Below are 21554 nucleotides of genomic sequence, written 5' to 3' on the forward strand. Positions count from 1 at the left end.
TCTATCTTTAGAGAGAAGGCAGCACTAAATTTATCAAAGTAGTATGCGGTTCTTACAGATTAGTGTTGGATTTAATCCATAACTACGCTACACACTACTAGCCTTCATCTAGCGAGGATAATCTCATGCAACGACTTTTGAATTCATGGCGAGTAGCTCTACGAATTTTTGCCATTTGTTTGATACTTATCTTAATACCATGTTTAGTTATTGTTGGTACTGCACCTAGTTATGCTACTACGTATGCAGAACAAAAATTGGTACCTCCACAAGAAAAATTTCTCACATCAGAAGAAAAGATTGAACGTGCCTATGAGTTGGGTGAAGGGGCTGGAATGCTTGAAGAAGCAAAGCAAGCTTCGGCAAAGGCTAATATATTGACAAAACCTAATAAAACAGTCAACGTAAACACTGTAACGACGTCTAAATCCGAAGAAGGTTTACTAGAAAAAGCGAAAGAAATAGTAGAAAAAGTCAAAGGAAACGAATAGAAAAAACTGAATTTGATGTCGGTATTTGAGTATAAGTTTAGGCTCGATTTACCGACATTATTCAAAAAATAAATTATAATTTTGGCTTTCTTACCTAAGGCTGATTAAATTGCGATCGCCAATTGACACGATTGAGTTAACGTCGATTGATTCGTAGCTCCACCGAAGTGCGATAACTGCAACCGTAGGTAAATCAAAATGCTCAAACCTTGGATGATTATTGGAGGAATAACTCTATTACTTGCCCTAGCTAGTCTATTTTTTAGACCACGCGATACACAATGGGCAAAAAACTTAAATCGACCAAAGTGGTTGGTTTTTGAGCCACTAATTCCTGTTATTTGGACAATAGTTTTCACTGGTGGAGCCTTATCGGCTGCGACTGTTTGGGAAAAAGCTCCTGGAAGCTTTTCAACTTGGCTACTTATGGGACTTTACTTGTTGTTGGAAATAGTCACAGTTGCTTATATTCCTGCCACACTGCGATCGCGAAATTTGAAAATCGGTACAACTCTAGGTAGTAGTGGAGTTGTTCTCGGCATTATACTAACACTTATTGTTGGGAATATTTCAGGTTTAGCAGCTTTGCTACTTTTGCCATATATTCTGTGGAGTCCCGTTGGTACTTATATAACTTGGGAAATGATGCAGTTAAATCCCGAAGCTACATAAAATAAGGGTGAGTCAAAAGCTCACCCCTTTTGCTAATTAATATCTAGTCGTCCCTCTACCTGTACTGACTGTATTAGGATCGCGATACGCTGGCTCAGCAGGCTTGCGGAATAAATTAGCTAGGCCAAGTAAACCAAGTAAACCAAGCCAACCCCAGGAACCACCACCATCATTTGTTTGAGTTTCAGTGGTAGTAGCTGTTGTTCCACCATAGGTCGGTTCACCAGGAATAGTACCGCCCGTTGTAGTGTCACCATCTGGTGTCGTTGTTGTACCTGGGGCTGTACCACCAGGAGTAGTACCTGGCGTTGTGGTAGTGGTCCCCGTTGTACCACCAGGAGTAGTACCTGGCGTAGTAGTACCAGTTGTACCAGCCGCCTGCGCGATCGCAGGAACTGTTAAAGGCAAAGTCGCTAGACTGAAAGTCAAACCTGCCAAAATGATTTTATTGAGATGAGAACGTTTCATGTTTGTATTGAGTTTATAGTTTTTTCAACCGTAAGTACTAAAATCAGCAAGAGATGTTTGTGGCGCTAGTTTGAGTCTTAAATGTGGATTTCTAGGCGAGAAATGCTTTTTATCAAATGCTTACTAGAAGAGTGTGAGAGAAGTTATTAAGCCTTGATGTTAAATGCGATCACTATTGAATCTCTCATACACCCCCTTTATTCAATTGCCTGCCATTTTGACGAAGATTACTCTTATAAAACTTAGCCTCTTCAATTACAAGTAACTTCTACCAAAAGACTCAGCTCTGATTAAGCAAAATCGTATTTATTGATACAAGACCTGTAAGATGAACACTTAGTGGATGAGATAAACTCGGTTATTACCTCAATTCAGGCAATTAGGGCTAATAAATTGCAAGTACAGAATGCAAAAATCACGTAGATACATCAATCTTTCTACTACGGTTGTTTTTACACTGATTGTATGCATTCATCAATGGTGTGGTACTGATGCCATGCAGAATCACAGACGCCACAATTGTGATATAAGTAATCCAAGCAATTTGTTCGCCTAATTGACCTTCCAAACCGTGACCAAAGGCATAGGTGAGGTAATAAATAGAACCAACACCACGCACGCCAAACCAGCCAAACAACCAACGCGTGATCGGACGATAACCGCCACCTAGGGTACTTAACCAGGTTCCTAGCGGACGAATAATAAATAACAGCGACCCACCAACGATCAAAGCAGCGATCGCGTGTTGTTGAATTGCGGATATTCGTAGCATTGACCCTAAAATTAAAATTGTTGCTACTTCAAGGAGTTTCTCGATGCGTTCGGTGAATTCTCTTTGAGAGAAGGGTTTTTCAGGATCTTCATAACGCCGCTGCGCAACGATTCCAGCGACAAAAACAGCTAAAAATCCATAGCCGTTGACAACTTCTGTCAAAGAGTAGGTAAGCAAAATAATACTCAGCGCGACAAAGTCCTCCATCAAGTCATCGACTTTAGTATGCTTTTGAATCTTTTGGTCAATCGTCACCACAGCCCAGGGAACTGCGATTCCCATTACCATACCTACCGCAACTGCCCAAATTAAATCGATTCCAACCCATTGCCCAAACCACTCTTGCCAGTTGTTGCCGTCTTCAAACCAATGAATTCCAAAGTAGACGAAGGGAAAGGCTAAGGCATCATTTAAGCCACCTTCGGAGGTTAAACCAAAGCGTAACTCGTCACCATCTTCGGTATGTGTTAGTTGGACTTCTGAGGCTAATACGGGGTCAGTCGGTGCTAGAATTGCTCCTAACAAAATGGCGGGTCCCCACTCTATGCGCAAAAACCAATGCGCGATCGCGGCGATCGCAAAAATGGACAATGGCATCAAAAAACCGATCAAGCGGATTGTCGAACGCCACGCACCTGCATTTAAAGGGCGATTCATTTTTAAGCCACAACTGAACAGCGAAACAATCACAACAAATTCAGTCAAGCGTTCTAAGAACTGCGCATCAGGACGTATTTGAACGATATTCAACCCATACGGGCCAAGAACGACACCCACTACCAAGTAGATTAAGGCAAAAGAAATTGGTAAACGGGAAATCCATCCTGAACCTAGAGTGACGCACAATAACAAAAGACCTATCACGAGTAGGTCTAGGATGTAGATATCTACCATTGCCGCGAATGTGATTGAGGGATGTTAAAAAAGTCTAATGCGATCGCACTTGCTGCTCAATCAGCTTGTAGGGGTATTTAGTATTTGATAAAAAGTAATAGGTAATACTTAGATATATTATACTTTTTGCACAAACCGGCGTCCTAATAAACCTTGAGGTCTCACCAGCAGCATAACGAATAAGATACCAAAAGCAACCGCATCTTTGTACGCCGAGTACTCTCCAGGGACAAAGGCTTCAACCAAGCCAATCATTAAACCGCCTAAGACTGCACCAGGAATACTCCCTAATCCTCCAAGGACAATCACTGCTAAACCTTTTAAACCGAAAGCAATCCCAAAATACGGTCCTGCAATACTCACACTCGAAGCAACCAAAGTTCCGGCTAAACCCGCGAGAAAACTGCTGATAAAAAATGTTAGGACAATATAGCGATCAGTGTTGATTCCCAGTAAACTTGCCGTCGTTGGATCTTCAGCAAGGGCTTGCATCGCTTTACCATACTTAGTGCGATTGATAAACAACGTTAAAATTGTCAAAATCACAACAGATACAGTGAATATAACCACTTGTACACTGCGAATTGGTACGGGTTGTTCTGCTGTACCAAAGTTAATTGCCGCGGGGAGGTTTCCGTATGTACCCGCAGGAAAAGTATAACTTTCTGCACCTACTAAGTATTGAATTACATTTACAATCACCACCGCTACACCTAAACTTGAAACAACTGTTAGCAAGGGATCAGAACCACGACGGCGTAACGGACGAAAAGCAATGCGTTCAACGGCAACACCCACTAAACCAGCGAACGTGCTTCCCAAGACCAAAGCAAGAGCAAATGGTAACTGAATCGGTAACACAGCATTCGCAAGCAAACCATTAAACCCAAACGCACCACCCATCAGTGCATACGTAAAATAGGCACCTAAGGTAAAGATGGCTCCGTGAGCAAAATTAATAATACCTAAAATCGAAAATATGAGAGTATATCCTAAAGCAAAAATAGCGTAAGCGCTGCCAATCGATAAACCGTTAAGAACTTGTTGTAAAAACAGCGTTATATCCATTTTTATACTTATAACTTTTAATCAAACCTATAACTTTAAGTCGCGGTCAATAATAACTAATTACTAACTACTCTAAAATTTTCTATACTCGGTTTGTTGCATACTACCCTTTTATAGCGCTTAGCAATTAGCTTTTAAAAAAGCTTTATAGAATAATGCATTTACTCAATATGATTGTCTTAACCTGAATGCGTCTTGCTATAGTTGCGTCCAGCAGCCTGCATCATCGTTGGTTGGGACTTTTGGAATTGGTCTGATGTGCCAATTTTCCGTTTTTCAAGTAAGATTATGTATCTTGCAGCGTTTTGCTTTGATACATACATAGAGTTATTACTTTCTTTAATACGATAATCTTGGCACTTAGTATCAATATTATTGCTGGAATAATTTGAGCGTTCCATTATTTTAAAAATGCAAATTGACCACTATTGCCGTTATTATTCATTTTAATTTGAGCTACATAAAATTCTTTTTGTACAATCTCACCTTCGGGAGTAAAAGAAATTTCACCTAACGGAGTTTGATACTTTCCTGCTAAGATTTGCTTATTTAGTTCCGTGCGTAGTTGTGGTAGTGGTAAAGTACTAACGTCCGTTTTACTATCTAAAGCTCTGAGGGCTTCTACATAAACTTGTACAGCGGTAAAAGCTTGGGCGCTAAACTGGGGTGGTTCTTTTTTGTATTGACTGTGATAAGCATTGCGAAAAGCCGCATTCATTTCCCCAGGGTGTTCAGGACTGTAAGCTTGGGCTATTAATAAACCATCACAGAATTCTTTACACACGGTGAACACGTTTGATGTATTCAAACCGTTACCGCCAATAATTGCACCTTTATATCCCAGTTCACGTAGCTGTCGCACTAAGTTTCCGCCATCAGCTGCTAATCCAGAAATAATCACTAAATCGGGTTTTAAGTTTAATGCGTTCGTCGCTTGCGTTTGAAAATCTGTATCTGTTGTCTGGAACTTTTGTACCGTGACTAATTCGAGTCCTTGTTCTTTAATAGTTTGTTGAAAAATTTCGGTTTCAGACTTGCTAAAAGCGTCATTTTGTGCATAAAAAACAGCTACTCGTCTGATATTAGGATTACTCTTCAGTGCAGCTTGTACTGAGTTTGGTGCAACAACGGATACGGGTGCAGAAACTCGCGCGATATAATCGCCAATTTGCGGAATACCTTTCGCAGTGTTTGATGGTCCCACTACAGGAACTTTAGCTCTTTCGGCGATTGGATCGGCACTAAACGCTTGTTGTGATAAAGTTGGACCCACAATACCAACAACGCGATCGCTATTAATTAATGTTTGAAAAGCATTAATTGTGCCAGCTTCATCACCACCAGTATCTTGAAACACAAGCTTAATTGGCGTACCATCAATTCCGCCTTGTTCGTTAAAATACTTTTCAGCAATTCTCGCGCCAGCAACTTGTTCTTGACCTAGTAACGCAACATTACTCGTTTGTGCCAATGCCACGCCGATAGCAATTGGATTAGAAGCTGAATTCGATGTTGTATTTGTTGCAGTATTAGTTGTATTTGTACCTGTATTAGCTCCACTACACGCAGACAGCAGTAAAGCTAAAGTTACAAATAAGGCAGAAGGACGTGCAGCAAATTTGTGCATAGTATGGCGAAAACTATATGTAGGATGATCTTAATTTGACCACGCATGTGCGATCGCGCCAAGTATTTGTAAGTGATTATTTAGTTACTATTTGTTGCTGTTGTTGTCCCCAGTTTTAAAAAAAGTTTACGCGATCAATCGGTATTAAAATTGCTGTTGGGCGGTCTGCCTTACTAGTGCTATATCAAGTTCTAGTTGTTGGGCGATTTGTTCTACGGACACTCCAGCTTTTAGCAACAAAGGTACTGCGGCTAACTTACCTTCTCTAATTCCTTCTTCACGCCCTTCTTCACGCCCTTCTTCACGCCCTTCTTGATAAACTCTAGTTTGTTTGAGTTCGTTGAATTGCAGCATATCTTCGATCTCCTGTCGGCTCAATTTGGGAAACTTATAAACTATGATTGTCTCGATTAAATCTGATATTGCTTGCCTTGATAAAGCTGTGGCATTCTGTTTTGCTTGTTCTATCAGTTGTCTTGCGCGATGTGGTGTATTATCGTGCGACTCTACAATTAGTTGAATAATCCCGACACCTAATGATTGGTTTGCTTGTGGATCTAGTTCATCAAGATAAATCTACTGAACTTTCGTACTTTCTAGTAAAACTTGATGAAGCTTTGAATCATCAGGTTCTAAGCTACGCTTTGGGTAAATAATTACAGTATGCCAATCTTGTAGGATTTTGGTTAAAAAATAAGAATAGTTTTGCAAATACCCGATGATAAAGTAATTGGTCTTTTTGGAATTGAATCTCTACAAAATACACCGTTTGTATAGGAGTCTTCTGTAGTGGAAGAAATACGCCGTCAATACGAAAAGCAACTTGTTTGATTTCCACCGAACGAAATTGATATCCTTGCGCTTCATTGGTAGGACGACTAATTAATTCAAAGAAACTACTAGGGAACTCGGCAAAAATTTGATAAAAGATACTATCTGTTTTCACTACTATTATATAGCAAAGCGATACCTATATATCTATATAGACTTTAAATAGTATGGTATAAAAAAGGTGGTAAAGCAAACCAAGATACTTAACACGCTTGCTTAATAAAAGCTTGTTTTTTTAAAAGCCTTTATTGTGCAATCTTAAAAAGAATTATTATGTATAAGTTTGCTGCTGCTTGCGAGAATGAGTTAATTGTATTTGGTTCGGGAAAACCTCGTCAAAGCACGAAAGCATCTGCTCAATGATCGATTTTATGCACAGTCGAGATATCAAATTGCTGCTTACTTTTAGATGAGCTAGCCTGCTATTCAGGTTTACTGGGAGAGTATCAATATAAATTTGATATAAACCAAGTTTGTTGGGCACCAATTAAGGATTTTCACTTTGCTGAGACTGTAACTATAACTCAGAAAATATTACCGTTTGTAAGAACTGCCAACAAGCAAGATGAAAAAGTCGTTGTTCATTGTGCTGGAGGTGTTGGGCGGACAGGACACGTTTTAGCAGCATGGCTTGTAAGTGGACGTGGCTTCTCGAATAAAGATGCGTCGCCGCTGTAAAATGAACAGGGATAAATCCTCATGAGGCGGTAATTGTTGCTATGTTGAAAGGTCAAGATCCTTGGAAAGTTGTTGCGCAACTCAATTCACTTTTAGATGCTTGTCGTCAAAACAGCTTTTAACTATTTTGTCTAGAATAAACTTCAACTGTATCGCCCAAGTGAATACTTTTATCTTTTTGCGTTTTAGAAATTCTTGTATTGACACTCAAGCGGAAAAAGTGATTAAAACGCGATGCTGCTACCCAGGAAGGTAATGTCTCTTGGCGCTTGGCAATGAATGTTTTCTGAAAATGAGGATACGGTGTTGCTGTCAGTGAATCGCGTGTAAGGACAACACAGCGCTGACAAGGATTAATACCTTGAAATTCTACATTTCCTACTCGAAAAGAAACAGCATCACCTGTTGCGCTAAATAGTTGATCTTCCCAAAATGCGGGAACGCCATCGATTTCGATATTGGCACGGATGCGACGGCGCATTTCATCGAGACTTACATTAGGGAACCAAGAAGCAACTTCTATTAGCGTTGCGGTGCTAATTACAGTAGGTCCTGGCGAATCAGTGTCGTCGGGAAAGCCTGTATGCAAGTTTTGTTTTAATTGGACAGAAAAGCCAAAAAAATCACTCAACCAAGCTTCTAGTGCTTGTCTTTGGTCATCAAGATGAAAAATTTGTTGGGCTGGATCGCCTTGTATTTGCAGTGTAACAGTCCGATGAGATAGAGAGAAGTGCGATCGCAACAAGTGAACTTGTGCATTATGCTTACCATTAACGAATCTACCCTGAGCATCAACAATTGCAAACTCGCGATCGTGCTTTAACGCACCACTTGCTAAAACCGTTGCACTAGAAACAGAAATACCATCAAGCGATTTAATTGGATAAATCAAAACATGGGCAAGATGAGGCATATCAGCTTCCTCTACCTTGGAATGTGTGGACTTGAGCGCAGTTAAATCGTCTTTGCTGAGTTTATCTGACGCTCGTTGACGAATCATCAATAGCCACGTTGTTATGTATAGTATGCCAATTTATTACTAAGGATTACGATATGAGCGTTCGTGCATTTTTCCAAGTTGCCAAAGTAGAAAATGCTGCCTCTCCATACGATACGATTCACCTCAAAGTTTTCTATCCAGCGCAGAGATCAGCTAGCCCTCAAGAACAGGATATGGGTATTGTACCTGCGGATGAAGGGCGATCGCCTTTTAAAGTCGTCATTTTTTTTAATGGTATCAACTGCGGTCCAGAAATTTATCAATGGCTTACGGTTAAACTAGCAGAATGCGGGCTTGTCGTTGTCACTTTTGCTTGGGTAGCACAGAATTTACCTGGAATTGTCGCGCTTACTCCTGGCGTTGAACTTAAAAACTTAGCGCCTAACACCTATGGTACTGCTCCGACAGCTTCTGCTTTGCCAACACTGTTAGCTGCATTAGAGCGTTTACAATCTGAAGGGGTTCTAGCTGGTTTACTAGACTTAGACCATATCATTTTAGGAGGGCATTCGGCTGGCGGTAGAGTCGCGATTGAAAGTGCCGATCCGCGATTTTTTTCCCAAGTTGTCGGAGCTTTTGCCTATGGTGCACATACAGCAGCAATCGTACAGCTAGGGTATCCACCAAACACAATCTTACCTCTTCCTGATGCTTTACCGCTGATGTTGATTGGGGGAACCTGTGACGGCGTGATTGCCAAAAGTAGCCATCGTTATGGAGTTGATTGGGAACACGCAACAACGCCAATAACACGCTCATTCCAAGAAGCGATCGCGGGAAATCGCGGCGATAGTTATCTTCTCCTACTAGAGGGAGCAAACCATTTTTCTATCGCGCATCCGTTTGATTCTACGACAGGTAGACCTTTCTTAGATTTTCCTGCAACTCAACCGGAAGAGCAATTGCGGAATTTAATTGCTGAAGCAATTAATTTATTTATCGATGCGCACGTTCGCCATCAACTTAAGGCGCTGGAAACTCTCAATCGTTATTCAGTGTCTGACAATCCTTTAATTGCTGCATTTGAGCGCAAGTAGTTTGCGTACTTAGGTAAAATTTCCGACGTAAACACCGACAGCGCGCGCAGTTTCAACTAAATAGCTTTGAGGATTGACAAATAAGGGGCAATGTGATAGCACTTCTTGCAGAGGCACAGGGATAACTTGTCCATTTTGCCAAGCAACCATGCGATCATAGCGTTCTTGTGCGATTAAATCGACAGCAGCCTTACCAAAAGCTGTTGCCATGAGTCGATCCGCTGCTGAGGGAATACCGCCGCGTTGGATATGTCCGAGTACCGAAGCGCGAATATCAATGTGCTCTGTAAAGTAGCGACTGATTTGAGTTGTGATATATTGACCAATACCACAATCTTTGAGACTTGCAGCGTCACAACTTGGCGTTTCGGTTGCAGGTTTGGCACCTTTAGCAACAACAATGATCGCAAAGCGGCGATGAACGCGATCGCGCAAGTCTTGGATATGCTTGCAGATTTTTGCAATCGAATAGGAAATTTCGGGAATCAAAATGCAATCAGCACCACCAGCAATTCCTGCGTGGAGTGCCAAATGTCCCGAAGTGCGCCCCATAACTTCCACAACCATGACGCGATCGTGACTTGCGGCGGTAAACGTGAGACGATTTAAAGCATCGGTAATTGTGTTAACCGCAGTATCAAAGCCAATTGCCCGTTCGGTAAGCGCAACGTCATTGTCAATTGTTTTGGGAATTGCAACAATATTCCAGTTTCCTAAACGCGCCAAACGATGCAGAATTGCCAAACTACCATCACCACCAATCGCAATCAGTGCATTCAACGCTAAGGCGTGGTAACTTGCAACAATTGCAGTTGCCCGCGCGAGAGTATCACCTTTATTGATTGTTCCTAAAATCGTACCGCCCATACTCAGTAAAGGATCGATACCGCCTAAATCGAAGCAATGCAGATCTAACGGAATCGTTTGACGCTCCAGCAATCCTTGAGTTGCGTAGGGAATACCAAGAACCTCCCAATTATACGTAAGCCGAGCGTGGCTCACAACTGCGCGGATGACTGCATTAAGTCCAGGACAATCACCACCACTAGTAAGAATGCCAATTCGTTTTTGTCCCATTACTTTAACCGAAGTAATAAGATGACTCGTAGATACGCGCCCATTCTGGTTTGTAAGTTTGGAGCGATCGCACGTATTGCGCGCGTTCAAATGCACTTTGATCGGGGCAGTTTTGACGACTTAACATTCCTTGCAATTGCTGTACCGATTCATACTCGTGTTCCGTCATCCATTGCTCAAGTTCGCGTTCAATCACGTGGAGATGAAGGATACCATGCTGTAAGAGTACTGAACAAAGCATTGTCACATGAGCGCCTACCATCAGTAACTTAACCACATCTTGCCCAGTGTGAATCCCACTCGTTGCAGCTAAACCGGCGTTGATGCGTCCATACAAAATCGCAATCCAGCGTAGCGGTAAGCGCATTGCTTGGGGCGTGCTTAATAAAATATTTGGCTCAACGGCGAGAGTTTTGAGATTAATATCTGGTTGATAAAAGCGATTAAATAGTACCAAAGCATCTGCACCTGCATCATCACATCGCTTTGCCATATTCGCCATATTAGTAAAGTAGGGGCTAAGCTTAATCGCTACAGGCATTGACACCGATGCTTTGACTGCACGCAAAATATTGATATAAGTTTGTTCGATCTGTTCGCCTGTCACTTCCAAGTCGGTAGGAACATAGTAAACGTTGAGTTCTAGTGCATCTGCACCGGCTTGCTCAATTTGTCGGGCGTAGTTTGTCCAACCACCAACTGATGAACCGTTGAGGCTAGCGATAATCGGAATATCTACGTGTTCTTTGGCGCGACGAATGTGATTGAGATATTCTTCAGAACCAATGCGAAATCTTGCGGTCTGAGTACTTGCCGTACTGTGCGTGAGATCGTAGGCTTCTTGGCGTTGCGATCGCAGTTGTTCTTCAAAAAGCGAATGCAAGACAATTGCAGCTGCGCCTGCATCTTCCATGAGTTTGAGGTTATCAAGGTCTTCGGAAAGGGGCGAGGCTCCTGCTACCAACGGTGATCGCAGTGTTAACCCCATGTATGTCGTCGTTAAGTTCATACATCAAGATTGGATTTGTTAATGATACCGATTGACGGTTTAAGCAACTTATTTACCCATCTATTTATATAGAAAATTGGTGTGAGGAAATTGTGATGTTTTTCAAGAAGAAACGCGGCGTATGAATGCGATCGCGAATTTATTCACCGTTACATAAACAAATTCCACCTGCGTGGACTTATGCCAATTCTTTAAATTCCTCTGTTTGTGTAACCCTGACTGAGGTCTATTGCTGGCTCAGCGAACCGCGTACTAACATGACAGTGCATTTGGCACGGCTAGCGATTTCTGCGGGAATGTTGCCTTTAATTGCTTGTTGTAGTAGTCCCTCACGACTCGCACCCAGCATGACAACATCGATCTTGTCTTTCTCGATGACATGAAGAACGCCTTCAACTACCGAGGAAGCTTTCACCGGAGTTGCCACAACAGCACCAACAGAATTGCGTCGCCGAATTAAATATTGCAGCGCATTTTTTAAAACTTTCATGTCTAGCTGAGTTTCCGACAGTGGAAAAACCTGACATAAGCGAATATACGGAGCATTACTTGTATTAATTAAACCAGGAAGCAGTTCAACCGCAGCGTTGGCATTAGGACCACCTGCCATGGGAACTAGCCAGCGATTAAATTCTGGGGAAGCTTGAACTTGCAACAAAGTTCCCGCATCTGCATCTTGAATTGCTAAATCTTTACTAGAGTCACGGTTTTTGACACCTAACCCTGCACCAAATCTTACCAAAACAACATCACACGTCGCTTGCCGGATTAAAGTATCGACAACGTTGCCAAAAACTCGACCAGGAGTGATTGTTTTTCCTTTCCAACCCATTAATAATAGATCGATATGGCGTTCTTGTACTGTCTCTAAAATTGCTTGCGATACATCGTGTGCAACGCGAATTTGCGTATGGATGGGAATATTCCATTTGCGTGCCAAAATTTCAGCTTCGCGCAACAACCGCCGACTTTTTGTAGTACTCACTTCAGTTTCGGCGGGAGAACTGCGGCGAGGAACGAGAATGATTTGCACACACTCTAGTTCATAGTGACGTTCGCGGGCGATCGCGGTTGCTAAATGCAATAAGGAAACTGCTGTTTGAGGATTTGCTAAAGGAACGAGTAATCGACCTCTACCAATACTCGGCGATCGCGTTTGATACACGACATACGAAGGCTGCGGTTGCGGACCAATTTCGCGGTTTTTGCCATTGAGCTTATCTGCTTCTGCACGAATAATATCAGCCCGCGTGATAATCCCAATCAGTCTTTTATTTTCAACAACAGGTAAACGACTTAAATTAAACCGATCTAACCGATACAGCACCTCGCTTAAGCTATGCAAAGGATGCACTGTCACCGGCTGCGGTGTCATAATTTCGCTTAAAAGCATATCCCCAGGAAGTTCTAGTTCGCGTGCTTTCGCTAAATCTGATTGCGTAACGATTCCGACTAACTTACCTTCATCAACGACGGGAAAACCGCGATGTTGCGATCGCGAAAATGCTTGGATAGTTTCATCTAAACTCAATTGTGCGGCTAAAGTTTCGACGCGTGGTTGCATCACGTCTTTTGCTTTGAGTTCGATTAACAGTCCCTGAATCGGACCTTCTTTTTGCAGGCGAATGCCTTTTAATTCCAAAAGTTTGTCGTACAGTGAGCCTGGGGAAATTTTATCCGCAACCAGGTACGCTGTCACCGAACCGATCATCAGTGGTAACACCAAGTTGAAATCGGTGGTCATTTCAAACACAATGACGATCGCGGTAATCGGAACCTTGGAAACGACGCTAAAAAACGCTCCCATTCCTGTAAGCGCGTAGGTAGACGGCGAACCGAACCCAAATAGACTTTGTTCTGTGACACCAACAAGATAGCCCAGCGAGGAACCTAAGATGAGACTCGGTGCAAACAATCCTCCAGGTGCGCCCGAACCAAATGCAACAAGTGTTAAAATGAATTGCGCAACAAACGCGATCGCAGCTAAAGACCAATCTGCATTTCCGGTAATCAAAAACTCGCGCAAACCTGTATTATCGCGAAACGCAGCGGGTAGAAATGCGACGACTAAACCAGAAGTTCCACCTGCTACAGCCATTCGCAGTGGTAAGCCTATGTGCAGTTGGCTGTAAAATTTTGAGCTAGCAATGATGCCTCGGTTAAATAACGAGCCGAGTATTCCTGCTAAGAGTCCTAGCAACAAAAAAAACGGTAGTTCGGTGAGGGAGAAACTTGTCTGGGAAGCTGTTAAGACGAGATTTAATTGTAAAGTTCTTCCCCCTAGAATGCGCGAGACAACCGCACCGATAAACGAGGCGATAATTGCTGTACCTAGCGTTAAACCTGATAAGTCTTGCAGTAACTCCTCAATCACAAATAATACCCCTGTAATTGGGGCATTAAATGCGGCGGCTAACCCTGCACCGGCACCGGCTGCAATCATTTGTCGTCGATGTTCGGGAGATGTAGGAAACCAGCGGCTAAATTGTGCCGCTAAAGCTGCGCCGATATGAACGGTTGGTCCTTGTCTTCCGAGAGTTAACCCTGAACCTAAGGCAATTGTTGAGGCGATGAGTTTAACTAAAGCTTCCCGCAAAGATAACTTCACAGGTGCATCTGCAAGACTTGCTTTCACCTGCGGAATTCCACTTCCTGATGCTTCGGGCGCTAACCGTTCTAAAAGAAACCCCGCAACGTATCCTAATCCAAATCCAATTCCTGGCAATATCAGCCAAGGTGGAGATAAATTAGCAGCTTGAACGCGCCATGCACCAATCCAACCAACTCCAACGCGCAGTAAGATAGCAGAAAACGCGGCAACTAATCCGATCAAACACGCTTCAGCGATCGCTAAACGCCGACGCGGTAGGAGCCATTTACGAAAGGGCTGAACTGACATTAAGTGCGAATGTAATAAACACTACTCACTAAAACCACGATAACCAAGAAGACCAGCTTTGGACGATGTTCGCAAGTTCAGTATAACCGCCTGCACCAGGGTGATAGCAGTCATTCGCTGCGGCTTCTTTGAACCAAATCGCTGAAGATTGCAACTGAGTAAAAATATCTAAATATGCAATGTCTAATTTTTGACAAACATCAGCATAGTGTGCAGATAAACACGCAATCCTATTGTTTTGTTCGCGCTCAGGCGTTGGTGGAGGTCCTACCATTAATACAGGAAACATTTGCTTTGCAGTACCAAGAATATGATATAAGTTCTCAATAGAAGTCGAACAATCTACACGAGTTTTACCATTTTCTAGCGTTGTGTCATTCACGCCAAATGAAAATACAATCTTGCTATCAAATTCTGGACTCAGGCGACAACTTACCTCGTCTAACCAGCGCTTTTTGAGTTCTGTACTCGTTTGCCTGCGAACTCCTAAATTGTAGTAAGTGATGTCATGTCCTTGTTGACAAGCCGCAGCACAAATTCTTCCTGTCCAACCTAGACACTCAGGATCGCTCGTACCATTGACAAAAGATTCACCAAAAAAGCAGATGCGTGTCATAAAAGGGGTGAGGAACGAGGGGCGAGGGGTGAGAAATCACATTTTTCGATTCTAATCTTCAACCTCTTCCTGTAGTTGATAATCCTTCAACAACAACAGACGGAGTGTAGCAACTCCCGTTCCAATCAGCATCGCCACCCAGTGCAACTAATTGTTTCAATGCTGTGTAAACATTACCCGCAACCATCGTATCTTTGACGCGTCCTAAAACTTGACCGTGTTTTACGCGGTAGCCTAAGTCAACATTGATGGAAAAGTCGCCAGAGATGCTACCACCACCACCCAACATTTGATCGACAATGATTCCATCATCGAGTTTGCGAATCAAGTCAAGAAGTGAACCCGAACCAGGCTGAATTAGTAAGTTAAACATTCCTGGTGTGGGGTAACTTCCCAACCCTGGGCGAAAGCCGTTACCTGTACTACTGATATTTAGTTGACGTCCGGTGGTGCGATCGCAGTAAAAATGTTGCAAAATACCATTTTGAATAAATACAACCCGTTGCGTAGGCGTACCTTCATCGTCAAACGGACAACTATATGGTCCCGCCTCAGGGTCTTGATATAAAGTGAGTACAGGAGAAATCACAGGTTTACCGATGCGATCGCTCCACGGCGAAGCCTTTTCCAGAACTCGCTTGCCATTTAACGCCGCTTGTAAAGTTCCCCATATCATATCCGCAGCTTTTGAGGTAAATAACACAGGAACTCTTCCTGTGGGGGATGCGACATTTTCTGTTGCCCAGTCAAGGCGTTGGATAATTTGCTGCGCAATTTTTTCTGGTTGTAAGCTACCGCGTTCAGTTTGTCCGTCAGAAACACTCAAAAAATCATCGCCACGTACCCACTCAGCGGATACATAACACCCCAACGTCGTATCAGTGTAGTAGCAATCTAAACCTAGCGAGTTAACTAATCGCGTCGTTTCAACATCACTATCCCACTCAGCACTAATCAAAACTTCAGGGTAAACATCCCGAATTAGGGCGATCGCTTGTTTTCCCCAGTCGATGAGTTGTTCGACACTTACTGCTTCGCCTAAGTCAGGATAACTAGGTTGCGAATGACTCTCAATTTCGATTGTTTCAGGTTCATTGAGTTGACTTAGTGCGATCGCGCGATCTACCAATGCTTGAGGTTCCACAGATCCATAAGCTACCGCGAGTCCTGGACGTCCGTTGCGCCACAACCGCAATGCGGTTCCTTCGGCTTGAGTACTTTCTAACTGCTTGAGGCGATTCGCTTCAAAAAAAATCGGTCGAGATAGCGATCGCGATTGATACACTTCAGCTACCTCAGCCCCTGCTTTTGTGGAGAGATCGAGTAATTGTTCTGCGAGTGATGATTGTGGCAAATTTTCAGAACCCATGAGCGATGCTGAGTGTGGAAGTGGTAATGAAGCATTAAGCACTAAGCGATTGGCGATCGCTGGTACTTTTATGGCTCTGCAACCAATTTACGGCAGATTGGGTTCTTGTAATAGCCAAAATCCTGCAAAAGCTTCTACCTCTGGGTTCGCTTGGACTGCCAAAAAGTGAACTCCGTTAGCTTGTTGTTTAGCATTTTCAAAACCTTTGGCTTCTGCAATCATCTGGGGATCTTTGAAACTAGCCAAGATCCAGCTTTCCGTCACACCAGTTTCTAAGAGGAGTTGCGGTGTTTCTTTGCTGTCAAACTTAATATTGGCTAACTCCAAACCCGACATCCACCCTGCTAAAGGCATAGCACGAGGAGATAACACGATCACTCCAGGAATTTTTGTTTCAGCTTTGACGCCTGCGATTTCTAGGGGAAAAGCTTCACCAAAACCAATTTCCCACTCTGGCATATCGGCAAATGTGGCAGCTTCTAGCGTCACAAACGCCCATTGTTGCCCGATTAAGGCATCGGGTAAACGTTGCGGTAGCGGCACTTCCATACGTACCGAAGGATTTGTCGCGGCTTGATATCCTGGTTCTTGTGGGTATACTTCCTCCATGCGTTGTTGCAGCCACTGATTTAACGCCAATGTCCGACGACTCGGTTGCGCGGGAATTCCTAAATCTTCGCAAGCTTTCGTAATCATATTGTTCATCTGACGACGAAAGAAGCGAAACTTGACAGGAGACACTCCCGCTTGTGCGATCGCTTCTTCTAACGCAGTGCGCAACCAAACTGAGTTAACCTGCGTACTCGGACAATATTTAGCGAAGCGAAATAGCGAATCCGGTTTGGTACGGATATCTGTGAGACTCTCGCATACTAAAACTTCCCAAATTTTTTTTTGGTTCTCATCCAAAATTGGACGTGAGTAGAAATCAATTTCCCAGATACTGCCCATGCCTTGCCGTCAAAATATGGCTACTTGATTATGATCGTACAAGGTAATGAAGCGATCGCGACTTCATGATAGCAGAATTGAGCCTACTGACTTTTCAGCAGTCATGTGCAGTAGTAGCAAGCTAGTAAACGGTACGTTGTTCGTTCCAATACTTCTGTTTGCTTTTAATCTCTGAGCCTACACTGCATTACCAATTACATGAATATTTTTTACAAAAACCCACATTTTTTTGAAAAAAAAGATGTCTGAGATTGTTGTCAGTAATTAGAAGCTTGAAGTTACAAATTCAAATGTGACAGAAATGCTTTCTTCCTTAATTCTGCGAAAAGTTTACGCATTCGAAACGCACTTTGTACAGATTGGGAGTTGTGAAATGACAGTCATCACAGCCACACACACCTTCACCAGTAACAATTTTGAAACCATCGAGACAGCGTTTAATATTCCTCGTCGGAGGATTTGTGTCTTTCCAACAGTACCATTACGCCTGAGAACTGCGTTTTTTACCACCGCGAACTCTAATAATGGTTGCATCAACTATGGTGGAACTGCCTCAATTGCTGTTCAACGGGTTCAAGCTAAGGGTTTTCCAGGTCAAACCATCCAGATTGAGCAGAGTCTTCCTATTGGAGAGTAACTATAATGATTACCTGTAGTAGCTCAAAAACATACCTGTTTCAGTTCCGCAACGCCCACTACTCAGTATACCGATGAACCAGTGTCGCACTCGCTTGATCTGTTGCTAGAACGATTAATTCACTAATATTAACGTGTGGCGGACGCGTGGTGCAGAAATAGACGATTTCTGCAACATCTTCGGCACTCAGAGGTGTAATTCCTTGATAAACTTTATTAGCTCGCTCGACATCGCCATGAAAGCGAACTTGACTAAATTCAGTTTTTACCATCCCAGGATCTACCGAAGTCACGCGCACTGGAGTACCAAGTAGATCCATTTTCATACCTTCTGAGAGGGCTTTGACTGCTGCTTTAGTTGCACAATAGACATTGCCACCAGGATAAGTTTGATGTCCTGCAATGGAACCAATGTTAATAATATGTCCACGCCCACGCTCGACCATTTTGGGAGCAAGCAAGCGCGTTATGTAGAGCAAGCCTTTGATATTCGTATCAATCATTTCTTCCCAATCTTGAATATCGGCTGTGTAGAATTTGTCTAAGCCTCGGCTTAAACCTGCGTTGTTAATTAAGATATCTATGTTGTGCCAAGGTTCAGGAAGCGATCGCAGTGCTGATTTGACAAAGGTGCGATCGCACACATCTAATTGCAAGCAATAAACTTGAGTACCATATTGCTTTAATTCTTGGGCTAGTTCTTCTAAGCGTTCTAAACGACGGGCTACGAGTACTAATTTGGCTCCTCCTTGCGCAAATGCTCTAGCACAAGCTGCCCCAATACCACTACTTGCTCCTGTAATGAGTACAATTTGGTCTTGAATTGAAGCCATGTTTTGTCATTTTCCTTCAGCTATATTTAATTTATAACGACGTCACCGCAAAATTGCTTTGATAGCAGGAGTCAGAGTTAAACTCCCCTCAGGGAAATCACTACGAGTTGCTATAATTTCCTAACTCTATTGACTAGGGCTTTTAAAGCATGATTACTATATCGTTTGCATAATTGCAAATGGTATTTTTTATTTTACCAACAGCTATTTAAAACTTGCTGTTATGTCATTATAATTTCTATTTCAATGAACTTAAAAAGCTGAATTAACTAATCTTTCGTCTCATATAACTAAAGATAAAGACAGGCAGGTGCCATGCTTCAATGGCAACTTTAGATAAAACAAAAAAACACCTGACTAATTTTTTTAACTCAGCTTAAATATGCTTTGGCTATCATAGCCTTCTTACCAATTTAAGTAAAGGCGATTACAAAGTTATTCTACTAATGTTCTACAAATTTATCTGTTGCTGCAATTAAAGCACTGCGAATTCCTGGTTCGCTCATCGAATGTCCTGCATCAGGAACAACAATAAATTCTGCCTCTTGCCAAGCCTGGTGTAACTCCCATGCTGAAATCATCGGACACACAACATCATAGCGTCCTTGAACAATCACAGCGGGAATGTGACGAATTCGACTGACATTGAGTAGCAGTTGCTCTTCAGAATCAAAAAAACCTTTGTTAATGAAATAATGGCATTCAATTCGGGCAAAAGCGTCTGCAAAATTACTTTCCCCAAAAGTTTGAATCAAATTCGGATCAGGATATAATCTACTTGTACTTGCTTCCCATATTGACCACGCACGGGCTGCTTTGAGCCGCGTTTGCGCATCAGAACTCGTCAAGCGCTTGTAGTAAGCAACAAGAAAATTATTGCGTTCAGATTCAGGAATTGGTTTAACGTATTCTTCCCAAGCATCAGGAAAAATGTTACTCGCACCGTCTTGATAAAACCAGTACAATTCTTTTTGACGTAACAAAAAAATCCCACGAAGAATAAGTTCTGTACAACGTTCAGGATGCGTTTGGCTGTAAGCTAAAGATAAAGTACTTCCCCAGCTACCACCAAAAACCGCCCAGCGCTCGATTTTTAAGTGTTCGCGTAATTTTTCAATATCACTGACTAAATCCCACGTTGTATTTTCACGCAGTTCTGCATGGGGCGTGCTTCTACCACAACCACGCTGATCGAACATGACAACTCGCCACTTTTCAGGGTGAAAATATTGGCGATAAAATGGCGGACACCCGCCCCCAGGTCCTCCATGAAGTAGAACTACAGGCTTACCCTGGGGATTACCTGACTCTTCGTAGTAAATCGTATGCAAGTCAGAAACCTTTAAGTTTCCTTCGTTGTAAGGTGCAACGAGTGGGTAAAGTTCTCGCATGAGAAGACAATTTGAGGAGGGATCAGAGGTTGGGGATCAGAGGTCAGCGCTTAATCACTGGGTATCACATGAGAAGTCAACGGTGATTAATTAGAAATCAGGAGACGAGTAGCGCAAACTTTGGTTCAGATAAAATCTATAACTCTAACCCCTGACCTCTGACCTCTGATCCCTTCTTCACAGTCTAATCTTTCTTCATCCAACTGAACATAGCGCGTAGATCTTTACCGACTTCCTCAATTGGGTGTTCGGCTTCTTGACGGCGCATCGCAATGAATCCAGGTTTACCCGCTTGATTTTCTAAGACAAATTCACGGGCAAATTGCCCTGCTTGAATTTCCTGAAGAATCTTGCGCATTTCTGCTTTGGTTTGTTCGGTAACGATTCTGGGTCCGCGAGTATAGTCGCCGTATTCAGCAGTGTTAGAAATGCTATCGCGCATTTTAGCTAAACCGCCTTCTACAACTAAGTCTACAATCAATTTGACTTCATGCAGACATTCAAAATACGCGAGTTCAGGTTGATATCCGGCTGCAACGAGTGTTTCAAATCCGGCTTTAATTAATGCACTCAAGCCACCACAAAGAACCGCTTGTTCGCCAAATAAATCGGTTTCCGTTTCTTCGCGGAAAGTTGTTTCAAGAATACCGCCGCGAGTTCCACCGATACCTTTTGCGTACGCCATGGCGCGATCGCGTGCTTGACCACTGGCATCTTGATACACTGCAAATAACGCAGGTACGCCTTGTCCTTGTTCGTATGTGCGCCGCACTAAATGTCCTGGTCCTTTGGGGGCGATCATCACCACATCTACATTGGCGGGTGGTACAACTTGACCAAAGTGAATGTTGAATCCGTGTGCGAAAGCAAGAACTTTGCCTTCAGCTAGATTCGGTTCAATTTCGTCTTTGTAGACACTTTTTTGCACTTCATCGGGTAGCAAAATCATGATAAAATCTGCGGCTGCGGCTGCATCACTCACCGAATGAACTTTCAACCCTGCGGCTTCGGCTTTTGCTGCTGACTTGCTACCTGGATACAGCCCAACGATGACATTCATGCCACTGTCTTTCAAATTTAAGGCATGGGCATGACCCTGAGAACCATAGCCAATAATGGCAATTGTTTTTTGTGCTAAAAGATCTAAGTTGGCATCAGTGTCATAATACATCCGAGCCATAGGGGCAACTCCTTCGGTCAAGTGTCTAAATTACTGCAAATTTTTTATCTTACCC

The 21554-nt window shown here is 42.9% G+C and carries 21 protein-coding genes; 5 read left to right on the forward strand and 16 right to left on the reverse strand.

From position 1 onward, the window contains the following. Positions 1 to 125 precede the first annotated feature (125 nt). On the forward strand, positions 126 to 491 hold the full coding sequence (locus NIES1031_RS18800) for a hypothetical protein (RefSeq protein WP_073551010.1): 366 nt from the start codon (positions 126 to 128) through the stop codon (positions 489 to 491). 198 nt (positions 492 to 689) lie between these two features. Further along, positions 690 to 1163, forward strand: a complete 474-nt coding sequence (locus tag NIES1031_RS18805; protein WP_073551011.1) for a TspO/MBR family protein — start codon at positions 690 to 692, stop codon at positions 1161 to 1163. Between the two features lie 36 nt (positions 1164 to 1199). Here the strand turns inward: NIES1031_RS18805 and NIES1031_RS18810 are convergent, their stop codons facing one another. The 6 genes from NIES1031_RS18810 to NIES1031_RS26120 all read right to left on the reverse strand — a co-directional run bounded on the left by NIES1031_RS18810 (position 1200) and on the right by NIES1031_RS26120 (position 6938). Further along, on the reverse strand, positions 1200 to 1631 hold the full coding sequence (locus NIES1031_RS18810) for a WGxxGxxG family protein (protein ID WP_073551012.1): 432 nt from the start codon (positions 1629 to 1631) through the stop codon (positions 1200 to 1202). Between the two features lie 415 nt (positions 1632 to 2046). Then, positions 2047 to 3297, reverse strand: a complete 1251-nt coding sequence (locus NIES1031_RS18815) for a cation:proton antiporter (protein ID WP_073551013.1) — start codon at positions 3295 to 3297, stop codon at positions 2047 to 2049. Between the two features lie 117 nt (positions 3298 to 3414). Next, the gene (locus NIES1031_RS18820) at positions 3415 to 4365 is read right to left on the reverse strand and encodes a branched-chain amino acid ABC transporter permease (RefSeq protein ID WP_073551014.1); all 951 of its coding nucleotides are present in this window, start codon (positions 4363 to 4365) and stop codon (positions 3415 to 3417) included. A gap of 400 nt (positions 4366 to 4765) precedes the next feature. Then, positions 4766 to 5992, reverse strand: a complete 1227-nt coding sequence (locus NIES1031_RS18830; RefSeq protein WP_073551016.1) for an ABC transporter substrate-binding protein — start codon at positions 5990 to 5992, stop codon at positions 4766 to 4768. Between the two features lie 144 nt (positions 5993 to 6136). Then, positions 6137 to 6568, reverse strand: coding sequence for an Rpn family recombination-promoting nuclease/putative transposase (locus tag NIES1031_RS26110; RefSeq protein WP_330219975.1), 432 nt, complete (start codon positions 6566 to 6568; stop codon positions 6137 to 6139). A 61-nt stretch (positions 6569 to 6629) separates the two neighbouring features. After that, positions 6630 to 6938, reverse strand: a complete 309-nt coding sequence (locus NIES1031_RS26120) for a DUF2887 domain-containing protein (RefSeq protein WP_269086027.1) — start codon at positions 6936 to 6938, stop codon at positions 6630 to 6632. A gap of 404 nt (positions 6939 to 7342) precedes the next feature. On the opposite strand from NIES1031_RS26120, the gene NIES1031_RS26425 reads away from it, so the two are divergent. Beyond that, positions 7343 to 7501, forward strand: a complete 159-nt coding sequence (locus NIES1031_RS26425) for a protein-tyrosine phosphatase family protein (RefSeq protein WP_236738912.1) — start codon at positions 7343 to 7345, stop codon at positions 7499 to 7501. Positions 7502 to 7619: 118 nt separating this feature from the next. On the opposite strand, the gene NIES1031_RS18845 is transcribed toward NIES1031_RS26425, so the two are convergent. Next, entirely contained in the window at positions 7620 to 8501 is an 882-nt protein-coding gene (locus NIES1031_RS18845; RefSeq protein ID WP_330219973.1) for an MOSC domain-containing protein, read from the reverse strand. Between the two features lie 53 nt (positions 8502 to 8554). On the opposite strand from NIES1031_RS18845, the gene NIES1031_RS18850 reads away from it, so the two are divergent. Continuing rightward, positions 8555 to 9538: an alpha/beta hydrolase family protein gene (locus tag NIES1031_RS18850; protein WP_073551017.1), complete on the forward strand. Its 984-nt coding sequence runs from the start codon at positions 8555 to 8557 to the stop codon at positions 9536 to 9538. A 9-nt stretch (positions 9539 to 9547) separates the two neighbouring features. Here NIES1031_RS18850 and NIES1031_RS18855 read toward each other — a convergent pair whose 3' ends face one another. The 6 genes from NIES1031_RS18855 to NIES1031_RS18880 form a co-directional block, all read right to left on the reverse strand. Continuing rightward, complete coding sequence (locus NIES1031_RS18855) at positions 9548 to 10615, reverse strand: ATP-dependent 6-phosphofructokinase (protein WP_073551018.1); 1068 nt, start codon at positions 10613 to 10615, stop codon at positions 9548 to 9550. Between the two features lie 4 nt (positions 10616 to 10619). Beyond that, positions 10620 to 11624 carry a dihydroorotate dehydrogenase-like protein gene (locus NIES1031_RS18860; RefSeq protein ID WP_073551019.1) on the reverse strand — a complete coding sequence of 335 codons (1005 nt, stop codon included), beginning with the start codon at positions 11622 to 11624 and terminating at the stop codon, positions 10620 to 10622. 226 nt (positions 11625 to 11850) lie between these two features. Continuing rightward, positions 11851 to 14523 (reverse strand): chloride channel protein, encoded by a 2673-nt coding sequence (locus NIES1031_RS18865; RefSeq protein ID WP_073551020.1) that lies wholly within the window; start codon positions 14521 to 14523, stop codon positions 11851 to 11853. 28 nt (positions 14524 to 14551) lie between these two features. After that, the gene (locus NIES1031_RS18870; protein ID WP_073551021.1) at positions 14552 to 15139 is read right to left on the reverse strand and encodes a GDSL-type esterase/lipase family protein; all 588 of its coding nucleotides are present in this window, start codon (positions 15137 to 15139) and stop codon (positions 14552 to 14554) included. Between the two features lie 58 nt (positions 15140 to 15197). After that, positions 15198 to 16508, reverse strand: coding sequence for a TldD/PmbA family protein (locus NIES1031_RS18875; protein ID WP_073551022.1), 1311 nt, complete (start codon positions 16506 to 16508; stop codon positions 15198 to 15200). An 87-nt stretch (positions 16509 to 16595) separates the two neighbouring features. Continuing rightward, on the reverse strand, positions 16596 to 17459 hold the full coding sequence (locus NIES1031_RS18880; RefSeq protein WP_073551023.1) for a Tab2/Atab2 family RNA-binding protein: 864 nt from the start codon (positions 17457 to 17459) through the stop codon (positions 16596 to 16598). Between the two features lie 373 nt (positions 17460 to 17832). On the opposite strand from NIES1031_RS18880, the gene NIES1031_RS18885 reads away from it, so the two are divergent. Next, positions 17833 to 18096 (forward strand): hypothetical protein, encoded by a 264-nt coding sequence (locus NIES1031_RS18885; RefSeq protein WP_143167818.1) that lies wholly within the window; start codon positions 17833 to 17835, stop codon positions 18094 to 18096. Positions 18097 to 18154: 58 nt separating this feature from the next. On the opposite strand, the gene NIES1031_RS18890 is transcribed toward NIES1031_RS18885, so the two are convergent. From NIES1031_RS18890 to ilvC, 3 genes are all read right to left on the reverse strand, one after another. Beyond that, a complete protein-coding gene (locus NIES1031_RS18890; RefSeq protein ID WP_073551025.1) occupies positions 18155 to 18928 on the reverse strand; it encodes an SDR family oxidoreductase in 774 nt (257 codons plus the stop codon). A 443-nt stretch (positions 18929 to 19371) separates the two neighbouring features. Then, positions 19372 to 20319: a prolyl aminopeptidase gene (gene pip, locus NIES1031_RS18895; protein WP_073551026.1), complete on the reverse strand. Its 948-nt coding sequence runs from the start codon at positions 20317 to 20319 to the stop codon at positions 19372 to 19374. Between the two features lie 184 nt (positions 20320 to 20503). After that, positions 20504 to 21499: a ketol-acid reductoisomerase gene (gene ilvC / locus NIES1031_RS18900; protein ID WP_073551027.1), complete on the reverse strand. Its 996-nt coding sequence runs from the start codon at positions 21497 to 21499 to the stop codon at positions 20504 to 20506. Positions 21500 to 21554 lie beyond the last annotated feature (55 nt).

The organism is Chroogloeocystis siderophila 5.2 s.c.1 (assembly GCF_001904655.1).
Classification (GTDB): domain Bacteria; phylum Cyanobacteriota; class Cyanobacteriia; order Cyanobacteriales; family Chroococcidiopsidaceae; genus Chroogloeocystis; species Chroogloeocystis siderophila.